This window comes from Streptomyces goshikiensis (assembly GCF_014650555.1).
In the GTDB taxonomy this organism is placed as follows: Bacteria; Actinomycetota; Actinomycetes; order Streptomycetales; family Streptomycetaceae; genus Streptomyces; species Streptomyces goshikiensis.
On sequence record NZ_BMVE01000012.1, the window covers coordinates 153713 to 166381 of the forward strand.

The following is a 12669-nucleotide window of genomic DNA, read 5'->3' on the forward strand; positions in this document are numbered from 1 at the left end:
GTCCGGCGTCGTTCGCCGTGACATCTGCGACCTTCGCAGGAGGAGCGGGCGCCGTACTGTCCTCCAAAGTCTTCGGCTCCCGCAACGATCGTCGTTCGAGGTCGGAGCCGGTCCCGTCGGTCCGTCAGATTCCGGGGGCCGTCAGGTCACCGGGGTCGGTGTTCGCCCCGCACAGGACCACGGCGACCCGCTCGCCCAGCGGTTGCGGCGCCGTCCGCAGCGCGGCCAGGGCGGTGGCAGCGCCCGCCTCGACCACGATCCGGTGCTCCTCCCACAGCGCCCGCCGGGCGGCGGTGATCGCCTGGTCGGGGACGAGCACCGACCGGACGCCCTCGTACCGCGCGGCCGCCAGCGCGTCCGCCGACACCCGGGTGGCTCCGAGCGAGTCGCCGGCCACCGAGTCCACGGCCACGTCCACGACGCGGCCCGCCTCCAGGGCGGCGTTCAGCGCCCGGGAGTTCTCCGGCTCGGCCGCGACCACCCGTACGCCGTGCTCGCGCGCGGCGGTGGCGATCCCGGCGAACAGCCCGCCGCCGCCGACCGCGACGACCACGGTGTCGAGGCCGGGCAGTGCGGCCCGGATCTCGTCCAGCAGGGTTCCGGCCCCGGCGGCGATCAGCGGGTGGTCGTAGGCGTGGCTGGCGAGCGCCCCGCTCGCGGCGGCGAACTCCTCGCACGCGGCGAGCGCGTCGGCGTACCGGTCGCCGACCAGCCGGACCTCCGCCCCGTAGCCCCGCAGCCGCTCCACCTTCACGCGGGGCGCGTTGGCCGGCAGGAACACCGTGGCGGGTACCCCCTGGGCCCGGGCCGCCCAGGCGCAGGCGAGGCCCGCGTTGCCGCCGGAGGCGATGGTGACGCCCGCCTCCGGGAGGGTGCCGGCGCGGTGGTGGGCGGCGAGGAAGTTGCGGGCGCCGCGGGCCTTGAAGGAACCGGTGTGCTGGAGGTACTCCAGCGCGTACCAGACCCCTTCGGCGGCGGGCACCACGGCGGCCGGGCGTATCGCCCCCGCGATCCGGCCGGCGGCGGCGCGTACGGCGGCGTAGTCGAGCTGCTGTTCCATGACGGGATCTCCTCGGGGCGGGGGGAAAACAGGAGGGGGCGGCGGGCGGCGGGCGGCGGGCGGCGGGCGGCGGGCGGTTTCAGGCTGCGGGCCGGTTGGCCTCGATCAGCTGGCGCAGGGCGCCGTAGTACACCTCGTGGTCGGTCAGCGGCGGCAGTACGTCGGCCAGCCCGCCCGAGAGCACCGGGAACCGCTCCGGGTCGAGCGCGGCGAGCGCCGCCCGCGAGGCGGCGGTGGCCCCGGCCGGGTCCCGGTGGTCGACGAAGGCCGCGCTGCCCAGGGTGAGCAGGTACATCCGGCGGTACGCGGTCATCGCCTCGGCGGGCGTCATCCCGGCGGCCACGCTGTCGGCCAGCGCCGGTTCGACGAGCCGGGCCAGCAGCTGCCGCCCGAGCCAGGGGCGGCCGCCGCGCAGCACCAGCAGCCCGGGGTGCGCGGTGAGGAGCCGGTACAGCGCGGTGAAGCGGAGTTCGGTGGCCTCGGCCCAGCCGGTTCCGGCGGGGACGTCGGGCAGTTGCGCGGCGAGGTGCTCGGTGCACAGGTCCAGCAGTCCGGCGAGGTCGGCGCAGCGGCGCTGGACGGTCGCGTGGGAGACGTCGAGCCGTTCGGCGAGGGCGCGGAAGCTGAGCGCGCCCGGGCCCTCCTCGTCGAGGATCCGCAGGGCGGCGACGGCGATCGCGCCGGGTGTCGCGCGGTCCAGGGCGGCTGATCTTCTGGGCATGCGATACACCGTATCAGACAGCGTCACAGCCACCGTATCGCAATCGGTTGCACACGCCCCGCCCCAGCGGGACTCCCCGATCGTGTGACCCCGACTACGGCCATATTGCTGGTCATTGGCCGATATGCGTCGACCGTCGTTGACAGAGGGTAACCACGGCGCTGCACTGGGCGACACGCCCACCCGTCCCCGGTACCGCTCGCCCCCCACGTCTAGGAGACCCCGTGCCGCCTCGCCTGCGTGCGTCGCTCCCCTGTCTGACCGCGGTCGCCCTGTTCGCCCTCTCCCTCGCCCCCGCCCCGGCGGCCGCCGAGCCCACCGCCAGCTCCGACACCCCGCTCGCGCTCACCCCGCCCATGGGCTGGAACAACTGGGCGCACTACATGTGCGACATCGACGAGGCGAAGGTCGTCGCGAACGCGGACGCGCTCGTGCGCACGGGGCTCGCCGCCAAGGGCTACGACACGGTGACCGTGGACGACTGCTGGATGCTCAAGAGCCGCGACGCCGGGGGCGGCCTCGTCACCGACACCGCCAGGTTCCCGCACGGCATGGCCTGGCTCGGCCGGTACCTGCACGCCAAGGGCCTCAAGTTCGGCATCTACGAGGACGCCGGCTCCCTGACCTGTGAGAAGTACCCCGGAAGCGGATCCCCGGCCGGCGGCGGCGCGGACCACTACGACCAGGACGCCCGGCTGTTCGCGTCCTGGAAGGTGGACTACGTCAAGATGGACGGCTGCAACCTGTGGGTGCCGCCCGGCAAGACCAAGGAGCAGGCCTACCGCGACGCGTACGGCTCCGTGGCCCGGGCGCTGCGCGCCAGCGGCCGGGACATGGTGCTCTCCGCCTCCGCGCCCGCCTACTTCCAGCAGGGCGAATGGGGCGGCTCCGACTGGCACAAGGTGCTGGGCTGGGTCGGCGAGACCGGACAGCTGTGGCGCGAGGGCAAGGACATCAAGGTCTACCAGCCGGCCGCGCCGGGGGCCTCCCGCTGGAGCTCGGTGATGGGCAACTACGGCTACAACCGCTGGCTCGGCCGGTACGCCGGGCCCGGCAACTGGAACGACCCGGACTTCCTGATCGCGGGCGCCCCCGGGCTCACCGCAGCCGAGAGCCGCAGCCAGGTCGGCCTGTGGGCGATGATGGCCGCCCCCTTCATCCTGTCCTCCGACGTCTCCCGGCTGACGCCGGCCGGGGTCGCGGCGCTCGGCAACGCCGATCTGATCGCGCTCGACCAGGACCCGATGGGCCGTCAGGGCGCGGTGGTCTCCTCGAACGCCACCTTCGAGGTCCTGGTCAGGCCGCTGGCGAACGGGGACCGCGCCGTCGCCGTCCTCAACCGGTCCGGCAACGCCCGGGACATCTCCGTACCGCTGGCCGACATCGGGCTGGACTCCTGCACGGTCAACGCCAAGGACCTGTGGAGCGGGGCCCGCACCGACGTCTCCGCATCGCTGACCGGGAAGCTGGCCGCGCACGACACGGCCGTGTGGCGGCTCACCCCGCGCGGCTGCGCCGAGGCCGTCCCGACCGGGCAGATCAACGGGGCGGGCGCGAGGTGCGCCGACGGGGCCAACACCACCGGTGTCGGCGCGGTCGTGATGGCGGCCTGCACCGCGGGCGCCGACCAGCGCTGGACGGTGGGGCGCGGCGACGCGAGCCTGCGGCTGGCCGGCGAATGCCTGTCGGCGGGCGAGGACGGCGCGGTGGAGCTCGCGGACTGCGCGCCCGGCGAGCCGGGGCAGAGCTGGACGCACCGGCGGGACGGAGCACTGGTCGAGGCCGTGAGCGGGCTGTGCCTGACCGCTCCGGCGGCGGCCGCGACCCCGGACGCCCCGGCCAAGCGGCTGCGGCTGACCGCGTGCGGCGACCACCGGGTCGACCAGGCCTGGTCCCTGCCGGTCTGAGGGGCAGATGATGACGCACTCACAGACGAACCCGGTGAACCCGGCGAGCCCCCCGCCACGGCGACCGCGGGCGCGGCGGGCCGCCCTCGCGGTGCTGCCCGCCGCGCTGCTGACCCTGCTCTGCTCGGGGGCCGCGCCCGGAGCCACCGCTCCGGGCGGCCGCCCGCCCGCGCGGGCCGCCGTACCGGACCCGGCGCCGGAGGCCGTGCGCACGGGCGTACGGGAGGACGCGCGACCGGCGGCCCCCCGGCCGCGATCCTTCGACGTCGCCCCCGCGCGGGCCGCCCTGAAGCGGCTGCTGCCCCGGCACGCCGGGCAGTTCACCCTGGTCCCCGACACGGCCGCCGGGGCCGACACCTTCACGGTGTCGGGCTCGGCGGGCGCCCTCACCGTCCGCGGCTCCACCGGGGCCACCCTGCTCACCGGCGTCGGCTGGTACCTCCAGCACGTCGCGGGCGCCGACATCGGCTGGCCCGGCGACAGCCTCGGGATGCTGCCCGCGAGGCTGCCGGCGGTGCCGGCGCCGGTCACCCGCAAGGCCCTGGTCCCCCACCGGTACGCGCTCAACGACACGGACGACGGCTACTCGGGCCCGTACCGCTCGTTCGAGCAGCACCAGCGGCAGATCGACCTGCTCGCCCTGCACGGCATCAACGAGGTGTTCGTACAGGTCGGCGCCGAGTATCCCTACTACCGGGCGCTCCAGGGCTTCGGCTACTCGGCCGCGGAGCTGCGGGAGTGGATCCCCGGCCCCGGGCACCAGAGCTGGTGGCTGCTGCAGAACCTGAGCGGGTTCGGCGGCCCGGTCACCGAGCGGCTGATGCGCGAGCGCGCCGCACTGGGCGGGCGGATCGCCGAGCAGCTGCGCGGGCTCGGCATGACCCCGGTGCTGCCGGGCTACTTCGGCACCGTGCCGCCGGAGTTCGCCGCCCGCAACCCGGGCGCCGCCACGGTGGCGCAGGGGGACTGGGCCGGATTCGACCGGCCCGACTGGCTGGACCCGGCCTCGCAGGTGTTCCGGCGGCTCGCGGCCTCCTACTACGCCGAGCAGCGCGCGGTGTTCGGGGACAGCGCCATGTACCGGATGAGCCCGCTGCACGAGGGCGGCCGGACGGGCACGGTGGACGTGAAATCGGCCGCCGGGGCGATCCAGCGGGCCCTGCACGCGGCGCATCCGGGCGCCCTGTGGGCGGTGCTGGGCTGGCAGGACGATCCGGCCGCGGAGCTGCTCGCGGGGGTGGACACCTCGAAGCTGCTGATCCTGGACGGGCTGTCCGACCGGTACAACCGCCTCGACCGCGAGACCCGCTGGGGCGGCGCCCCGTACGCGATCGGCACGATCTACAACTTCGGCGGGCACACCACGGTCGGCGCCAACACCTCGGTGTGGATCGACCGGTTCGGCGCCTGGCGGGCGAAGCCCCACAGCGCGCTGAAGGGGATCGCGTACCTGCCGGAGGCCACCGGGACCAACCCGGCCGCCTTCGACCTGTACACGGACCTGGCCTGGGAGCCGGGGCCCGTCGACCAGAAGAAGTGGTTCGCGGCGTTCGCGGCCCGCCGGTACGGGCGGCCCGACGCGGAGGCCGCGGCGGCCTGGGAGGAGCTGCGCAAGGGCCCGTACAGCACCTCCTCGGGGCTGTGGTCGGAATCCCAGGACAGCCTGTTCACCGCCCGGCCGGACCTGACCGCCGTGGGGGCCGCGTACTGGAGCCCCAAGTCCATGCGGTACCCGGCGGATTCGGTGCTCAAGGCCCTGGACCACCTGCTGAAGGTGAAGCCGGGGCTGCGCGGGTCCAGCGCCTACCGCTTCGACCTCGTGGACACCGCCCGGCAGGCGCTCGCGAACCGATCGCGGGTGCTGCTCCCGAAGATCAAGGCGGCGTACGGGGCCAAGGACCTGGCCGCCTTCCGGAAACTGACGGCCCAGTGGCGGGACGGCGAGCGGGAGCTGGACGCGCTGGTCGGCTCCGATCCGAACTTCCTGCTGGGCAACTGGCTGGGAGCGGCCCGCTCCTGGGGCACGGACGAGGCCGAGCGGGACCGGTACGAATACGACGCGCGCTCGATCCTGAGCGTGTGGGGCCGGCGCGGCACCAGCGAGGGCGGCTTCCTGCACGACTACGCGAACCGTGAATGGAGCGGCCTGATCGGCGAGTTGTACGCGCGCAGGTGGGAGGCCTACTTCGGCTCGCTGGAGGACGCCCTGGTGACGGGGACCGCGCCCCGGGCGATCGACTGGCACGCCTTCGAGGAGGACTGGGCGCGGCGCACCACCCGGCACCCGAGCGAGCCGAGCGGGGACCCGTACGCGCTGGCGGCCGGGGTCGCGCGCACCCTCGCCGCTCCCGCCGCCGCGGCGGTGAAGGGCGCCGGCTGAACCACCCCGCCGGGGGCGGTGACGAGCGCCTTCCGGGGCGGTCTCACCCTCCCGTGGGAATCTCGCTACCCGTCCGGGGGAGAAGGCCCCGGGCCGCTCGCGGCCCGGGGCGAGCACTCGGTTCACTGGCACGAATCGATCGGGGGCGGCCGCCGGAGCTTGTCCGAACTCACCGGCGGCCGCCCCTTCCAACGCCGTCAGGAGTGCACCGGGCATGTCCGAGACCGAACCGGAGCGACCGGAGCGGCCCTCAGCGACGCTGGAGCTGCTGACGCTCCTCGCCGCCGGGGCCGCCGACCTGGCGCTCGACCAGTTACGCCAGTCCGCGGACCGGGCGCAAGAGGCACTGCGCCGCTCCGACCTGCGGGAGCTGCTCACGGACGGGGTCGTGGAGCTCCGCAAGCGCGGGGAACTGGCCACCCGCCGGGCGGGCGCGGCGGCCGAGCACGAGAACTACCTGGAGATCATGGCCCGCCGCGCCGCCGAGCGGGCCGGCCACCCGCGTGCATGACCACACCGGCTTCAAGGAGCGCGTGGACGGGGTACTGGTCCGGCTGGCCGACGAGGAGGAGGAGACCCTCCTCGCCCTGCACACCGAACTCTTCCCTCTGGCCGAGCAGTTGCGCCGGTCGCTGGCGCGCGGCAAGCGGATCCGCGCGGCGTTCCTGTACTGGGGCTGGCGGGCCGCCGGGCAGCCCGACTGCGAGGCGGTGATCCGGGCCGCGGCCGCGATGGAACTCGTCCACGCGGCGGCCTGCACCCACGACGACATCATCGACGGCAGCCGGATGCGGCACGGCCAGCTCACCGCGCACGCCGCCTTCGACGCCGCCGGACAGCGCTCCACTGCCCTCGCGATGATCCTCGGCGATCTGCTGATGGGCTACGCGGGCCACCTGTTCACCTCCTGCGGGCTGCCCGGGGCCTACCTGGCGCGGACCGTGCCGCTCTGGACCACCCTGCTGCGCGAGACGATGGCCGGGGAGTTCCTGGAGGTGCTGCGCACCTCCGCCGCGCCGGCCCGGGAACCGCGGGTGGCGGAGTCGCTGGAGGTGGCCCGCTACAAGACCGCCAAGTACACGGTGGAGCGGCCGCTGCAGCTCGGCTCCACCCTCGGCGGCGGCCCCGGCGCCCTGTCCGAGGCGTTCTCCGCGTACGGGCTGCCGCTGGGCGAGGCCTTCCAGCTGCGCGACGACCTGCTCGGCACCTTCGGGGACCCGGCCCGGACGGGCAAGTCGAACCTGGACGACCTGCGCGGCGGGAAGCCCACCACGCTGCTCGCCCTGACCCTGGAGGCGGCCGGGGAGGACGACCGGCGGCTCCTCGCCAAGCTGGTGGGCAACCCGGAGCTGGTCCCGGAAGAGGCGGCGTCCGTACGGGAGCTGATGGACCGCTGCGGGGCCCGGCAGCGGGTCGAGGACATGATCCGGGACCGGATCGGCCGGGCCGCCGGCGCGCTGGAGACCGTACCGATGCCGGCGGAGGCACGGTCCGCGCTGCGCGAGCTGGCGGGCACGGCCGCCGACCGCTCTCTCTAGCCGCGCCACCGTCACGAGAAGCCCTGGACATCACGAGCCATGACAAGAGGGACGACCGTAGTGAACGCCACCCAGACCACCCCGCCGCGCCCGGCCCGCTACGACGAGGCCGCCCTCGACGTCCTGGCCACCCGGGGGGACCCGCTGGCCGACGCGACCGTCGCCACGCTGATCGAGCGCGGCGAGGTGGGCGACCTCAACACCCTGATGCGGTTCTTCTCCACCTCCGGGGACAAGCTGCCCGAGCGGCTCCCGGCTGCCGCGGCCGGGTACTTCGAGGCCACGGCCATGCCGCCGGACTGGGTGGACTGGGAGGTCATGGAGCGGGCCCGGCTGTTCTTCACGGACAACGCGGCCCACATCAACACCGGGCTGGCCTTCGCCGCGATGCCCGTGACCTACGCGGTCCCCCGGCTCGCTCGGCTGCTCTCCTCGACGCACTCCCTCGCGTACCCCTCGCGGCGGATGGCGGGCACCGGGCAGTTCGTCACGTACCTGATGCGGAGCGACTCCTTCGAGGAGGGCGGCAAGTTCATCCCGGCCGCCCAGAAGGTCCGGCTGCTGCACGCCGCGGTCCGCCACCACCTGCGCGGGGGCGGCCACTGGGACGTGGCGCGGGACGGGACGCCGATCTGCCAGGAGGACATGATCGGCGGGTTCGGCATGTTCTCGCTGCTGGTCCTGGACGCGATGCACCGGCTGGGCGTGCACATGACCGAGGAGGGCGCGGAGGCGTACTTCTACGCCTGGCGGGTCGTGGCCGCCATGCTGGGCTGCGACATGTCGGCCGTGCCCGGGACCCTGCCCGAGTGCCGCGCCTACCTCGACCTCTACCTGCGGCGCGGCCTCGGCCCCTCGCCCGAGGGGGTCGAGCTCACCACCCGGCTGACCCGGCTGTACGAGGACGTGGTGCCCGGCACCCTCTTCGACCCGATGGTCCCGGCGACCATCCGCTACCTGGTCGGCGACACCATCTCCGGCTGGCTGGAGGTCCCCCGCAGCCCCTGGGACGCGGCGGCCCGGGCCGTGCCCGTCTTCCTCGGGCTGCTGGAGACCATCGAGGACAGCGGCCCGCTCGCGGAGTGGGCGCTCGACAAGGCGGGCTCGGCGCTGGCGGGCTTCGAGCTGTCCTCGCTGACCCGGGGCCGGGTGATGCACCACGCGATCCCGGAGGAACTGAGGCCCGAGTACGGGATGAAGGCCTCGCGCACCGGACGGTGGATCCCGCCCGCGCCGGTGCACTGAGCGCGGGCAGCGCGGGGAGCGCGTCGCGGCGGTGCCGTCCGGGGGCCGGGGAGGATAATTCGTAGCGTTCCCGGCGGATGGTGGGTGCGCATGACCTCTGAGAAGACGGCCCCGGGGCAGCCGCACCGCCGCCTGTTCGGCGTCGTCAGCGGGCTGGCCGCGGCGTGCGCCGGGCTGGCGCTGGCGCAGCTGGCCGCCGCCGTCGTGCGGCCCGAGGCCGCGCCGCTCACCGCGGTCGGCGGGGCCGCGGTCGACCGTACGCCCGCCGCCCTCAAGGAATGGGCGATCCGCCAGTTCGGTACCGGGGACAAGCTGGTCCTGACCCTCGGGATCGTCGCCGTCCTCGCCGCGGTGGCGGCCCTGGCCGGGCTGCTCGCCGTACGGCACCTGCCCGCCGGGATCGCCCTCGCCGGGTGCTTCGGGGTGATCGGGGCGGTGGCCGCGCTCAGCCGTCCCGAGGCCTCGTGGAAGGACGCCCTGCCCTCGCTGGTGGGCGGGCTGACCGCGGCCGGGGTGCTGTACCTGCTGGTCACGGCCGCGACCCGGCCCCGGCCGGTGGGCGCGCCGGCCGGCGGGACCGGGGCGATGGACCGGCGCGGCTTCGGGCGGCTGCTCTTCGCCGTGCTGGCGGTCTCGGCGGGCGCCGGGTACGCCGGGCGCCGCCTCGGCGCCTACGGAGCGGCGGGAGCGACGGCCTCGCGCGCCGACTTCGTCCTGCCCCGGCCGGCGGTGCCCGCGCCGCCCGTACCGGCGGGAGCGCAGCTGCGGGTACCGGGGATCTCGCCGTTCCTCACCCCGAACCGGGACTTCTACCGCGTGGACACCGCCCTCGTCGTCCCGCGCGTCGACGCGGACACCTGGCGGCTGACCCTCCACGGCGAGGGGGTCGCCCGGCCCCTCACCCTCAGCCTGCGGGAGCTGCTCGCCCGCCCGCTCGTCGAGCACGACATCACCTTGACCTGCGTGTCCAACGAGGTCGGCGGACCGTACGCGGGCAACGCGCGCTGGCTCGGCGTCCGCCTCGCCGACCTGCTTCGCGAGGCGGGGGTCGAGCCCCCGTCCCGGGGTGGCCCGGCGGACCAGCTGGTGGCGCGCTCCGTGGACGGCATGACCCTCGGCACGCCCGTGGAGGCGGTCATGGACGGCAGGGAGGCGCTGCTGGCCGTCGGGATGAACGGCGAGCCGCTGCCCTTCGCCCACGGCTTTCCCGTCCGCATGGTCGTACCGGGCCTGTACGGGTACGTCTCCGCCTGCAAGTGGCTGAGCGAGCTGCGGCTGACCACCTTCGCGGCGTACGACGCGTACTGGGTGCGCCGGTCCTGGGCGGCCCGGGGCCCGGTCAAGACGCAGTCGCGGATCGACACCCCGCGCCCCTTCGCCGAACCGACCGAGGGCCGGGTGGCGGTGGCGGGGGTGGCGTGGGCGCAGCACCGGGGCATCGCCGCGGTGCAGGTGCGGGTGGACGGGGGCCCGTGGCGGGAGGCCCGGCTGGCGGAGGCGGACGGGGTCGACACCTGGCGGCAGTGGGTGTGGCAGTGGGAGGCCACCCCCGGCTCGCACACCCTGGAGGTGCGGGCCACGGACGGCACCGGCGCCGTCCAGACGGGCGAGCGCGCCGGGACCGTCCCGGACGGCGCGACGGGCTGGCACTCGGTGGTGGTGCGGGTCCGCTCCCGGACGGGGATCACGGGCGCGGGCGCGGGGCGAGGATCAGGTCGGTCTTGAAGGCCTCCCGCTCCAGCAGCCAGCCCTGCGGGCGGAGCGCGGCGATCAGGTGGGACCTGAGGTCCACCGCCTCGCGCAGGGTGGCCGCCTTGGCGGTGATCTCGGCGAACCAGGCCGGCTCCCCCGGTCCGGTGCGCAGCGGGGTCACCTGCATCTCCAGGGCGCGGCCGAGGAGCCGGCCGCCGTGGTTGGTCTGGCGCACGGGGCCGTACACCAGGGAGTTCGCGGCCACGGACTCGGCCCAGCCGGGGGGCTTGGGCGACCACTTGCGGAGCTTGCCGGGCATCCGGTCGCGGGCGAGGGCGCGGGAGGCCTCGGGGCCGGGGAGTTCGCCGGGGGCGAGGTGCGGGGCGGGCTCGCGCTTCTTGTTGCAGAAGTCCAGGGTGGCCCGGGCGTAGCCGAGGTTCACCTGCGGGACGTAATTGGTGTCGTTCGCGCCGAAGTTGACGGTGCCGGCGATGTCGAGCGCGCGCTGGACGGCCGCCGGGTCGGCGCCGTCGCCCTCGATGGCGAAGCGGGTCTTGTAGGTGAGGCGGATGCGGTCCTCGTCTCCGTCGCGGCGCATCCGGATGATCCAGCGCTGGGCGGCCAGGCTCAGCCGCTCGTCGTCCACGTACTGGGCGGATTCGAAGCCGACGGCTCCGGCGAGGCGGAGGGCGGCGGCGGGTCCGGCGAGGGGGTGGCCGTCCGCGTCCAGCACGGTGGCGGGATCGAGTAACAGCTTGACCTGGTAGGTCGGTTCGGCGCATCCGGCCACCGCGTCCCGCAGGCCGCGAAAGCGGTGACACGGGGCACTCTCCGCGAATCCGTTGATCACAGTGCATACAACGCCGTCGTGGCGCGGGAGGTACGCCCGGGCGGGCCGTGTCGGCCAGCCGTTCGAAGGCCCCCTCATGCGGCTCGACACGGCGCGCACCGGCCCCCTCGCGAGCGGGGCGCACCGTACATTGGCAGCACGACCCAGGACACGTCAGGAGCCCGGACCGTGGAGCTGACCAGTACGTCGTTCCTCGTCACGCTCATCGTCGTCACCGTCCTCGCGATGCTCGCCCTGCTGCTCCTGTGGAACCGGATCCCTGGACCGGGGTGGCTGCGCTGGCCGGCGCGGGTGCTGATGATCGGGCTCTGCCAGCTCACCGCGATCTGTGTCGTCGCCGCCTCGATCAACGGCGGCTACGGGCTGTACGCGTCCTGGGACGACCTGCTGGGCACCGACACCGGGCCCGCCTCGGCGATGACCGGGCCGCCGCCGGGGCGGGCCCGGTTCACCCAGGGCGGGGACGGCACCCAGAGCGTCTACTTCCGGGGCTCCCGTTCGAAGCTGGCCGGGCAGGTGACCGTCTGGACTCCCCCGGAGTACGGGGCCCCGGGCGCGGAGCGGACCCGGTTCCCGGTGCTGGTGCTGCTGCACGGGTACCCGGGCTCGCCCCGGACCTGGATCGACCTGGGCGACATGCCGGGCTCGCTGGACCGGCTGGTGCGGGCGGGCGCGTCCCACCCGTTCATCGTGGTGATCCCGGAGCTCTATCCGGGCGGGATGAACACCGACTGCGCCAACATCGGGCCGCACCGGGTGGCCGACTGGCTGGGCCAGGACGTCCCGGACCTGGTCGCCCGGAACTTCCGTACGCTGCGCCGGCCCGAGGGCTGGGGGCTGCTGGGCGTGTCCACCGGCGGGTTCTGCGCGGCCAAGCTGCCGTTGCAGTTCCCCAAGGCGTTCCGCGCGGGCGCGGCCCTGGACCCCGATCCGCTGGCCGGGGATCCGGCGGTGCTCTCCGACCCGGCGGTGCGCGAGCGCAACAGCCCGATGTGGCTGCTGGCGCGTACGAAACACGCCGACACAGGGCTGTTCCTGGCCACGTCCGCGCAGGACAAGGACAGCCCGCCGGCCCAGCTGCGGGTGTTCGCCCGGGCCGCCAAGGGCACCGGAGTGCGGGTCAGGACCCTCGTCCGGCCCCACGGCGGCCACAACTTCCAGACCTGGAGGGGCATGTACCCCGAGGCGCTGGGCTGGCTGAGTACGGAGATCCCCCCGCCGGGCTCCGGCCGCCCGGGCACCGCGGCGGACGCGGAGGACCGGGAGTGATCCGCCG

General features: G+C 74.9%; 10 protein-coding genes. 7 read left to right on the forward strand and 3 right to left on the reverse strand.

What is annotated here, in order from left to right; translation table 11 throughout:
- Positions 1–124: 124 nt before the first annotated feature.
- Together IE248_RS28585 and IE248_RS28590 are read right to left on the reverse strand one after the other, a co-directional pair.
- Positions 125–1060 carry a serine/threonine dehydratase gene (locus IE248_RS28585; RefSeq protein WP_073796246.1) on the reverse strand — a complete coding sequence of 312 codons (936 nt, stop codon included), beginning with the start codon at positions 1058–1060 and terminating at the stop codon, positions 125–127.
- 79 nt (positions 1061–1139) lie between these two features.
- The gene (locus tag IE248_RS28590; RefSeq protein ID WP_073796247.1) at positions 1140–1781 is read right to left on the reverse strand and encodes a TetR/AcrR family transcriptional regulator; all 642 of its coding nucleotides are present in this window, start codon (positions 1779–1781) and stop codon (positions 1140–1142) included.
- Between the two features lie 224 nt (positions 1782–2005).
- On the opposite strand from IE248_RS28590, the gene IE248_RS28595 reads away from it, so the two are divergent.
- The 6 genes from IE248_RS28595 (at position 2006) to IE248_RS28620 (ending at position 10576) form a co-directional block, all read left to right on the forward strand.
- Positions 2006–3688: an alpha-galactosidase gene (locus IE248_RS28595; protein WP_229895582.1), complete on the forward strand. Its 1683-nt coding sequence runs from the start codon at positions 2006–2008 to the stop codon at positions 3686–3688.
- Between the two features lie 10 nt (positions 3689–3698).
- Positions 3699–6068 (forward strand): alpha-N-acetylglucosaminidase, encoded by a 2370-nt coding sequence (locus IE248_RS28600; RefSeq protein WP_190032093.1) that lies wholly within the window; start codon positions 3699–3701, stop codon positions 6066–6068.
- Between the two features lie 214 nt (positions 6069–6282).
- Positions 6283–6579, forward strand: coding sequence for a hypothetical protein (locus IE248_RS28605; RefSeq protein WP_037797119.1), 297 nt, complete (start codon positions 6283–6285; stop codon positions 6577–6579).
- A gap of 22 nt (positions 6580–6601) precedes the next feature.
- The gene (locus tag IE248_RS28610) at positions 6602–7606 is read left to right on the forward strand and encodes a polyprenyl synthetase family protein (RefSeq protein ID WP_229895583.1); all 1005 of its coding nucleotides are present in this window, start codon (positions 6602–6604) and stop codon (positions 7604–7606) included.
- 39 nt (positions 7607–7645) lie between these two features.
- Positions 7646–8851 carry an oxygenase MpaB family protein gene (locus tag IE248_RS28615; protein ID WP_190032094.1) on the forward strand — a complete coding sequence of 402 codons (1206 nt, stop codon included), beginning with the start codon at positions 7646–7648 and terminating at the stop codon, positions 8849–8851.
- Between the two features lie 90 nt (positions 8852–8941).
- A complete protein-coding gene (locus IE248_RS28620) occupies positions 8942–10576 on the forward strand; it encodes a molybdopterin-dependent oxidoreductase (RefSeq protein ID WP_190032095.1) in 1635 nt (544 codons plus the stop codon).
- On the opposite strand, the gene IE248_RS28625 is transcribed toward IE248_RS28620, so the two are convergent.
- Positions 10536–11333 carry a hypothetical protein gene (locus IE248_RS28625; RefSeq protein ID WP_073796250.1) on the reverse strand — a complete coding sequence of 266 codons (798 nt, stop codon included), beginning with the start codon at positions 11331–11333 and terminating at the stop codon, positions 10536–10538. The genes IE248_RS28620 and IE248_RS28625 overlap by 41 nt on opposite strands.
- 228 nt (positions 11334–11561) lie before the next feature.
- Here IE248_RS28625 and IE248_RS28630 point away from each other — a divergent pair, with 228 nt between their 5' ends.
- The gene (locus IE248_RS28630; RefSeq protein WP_073796251.1) at positions 11562–12662 is read left to right on the forward strand and encodes an alpha/beta hydrolase; all 1101 of its coding nucleotides are present in this window, start codon (positions 11562–11564) and stop codon (positions 12660–12662) included.
- Positions 12663–12669 lie beyond the last annotated feature (7 nt).

Coding starts and splice junctions, on each gene's coding strand:
- IE248_RS28585 (WP_073796246.1), bottom strand. CDS start 1,060: ATGGAACAGCAGCTCGACTACGCCGCCGTACGCGCCGCCGCCGGCCGG.
- IE248_RS28590 (WP_073796247.1), bottom strand. CDS start 1,781: ATGCCCAGAAGATCAGCCGCCCTGGACCGCGCGACACCCGGCGCGATC.
- IE248_RS28600 (WP_190032093.1), top strand. CDS start 3,699: ATGACGCACTCACAGACGAACCCGGTGAACCCGGCGAGCCCCCCGCCA.
- IE248_RS28605 (WP_037797119.1), top strand. CDS start 6,283: ATGTCCGAGACCGAACCGGAGCGACCGGAGCGGCCCTCAGCGACGCTG.
- IE248_RS28615 (WP_190032094.1), top strand. CDS start 7,646: ATGACAAGAGGGACGACCGTAGTGAACGCCACCCAGACCACCCCGCCG.
- IE248_RS28620 (WP_190032095.1), top strand. CDS start 8,942: ATGACCTCTGAGAAGACGGCCCCGGGGCAGCCGCACCGCCGCCTGTTC.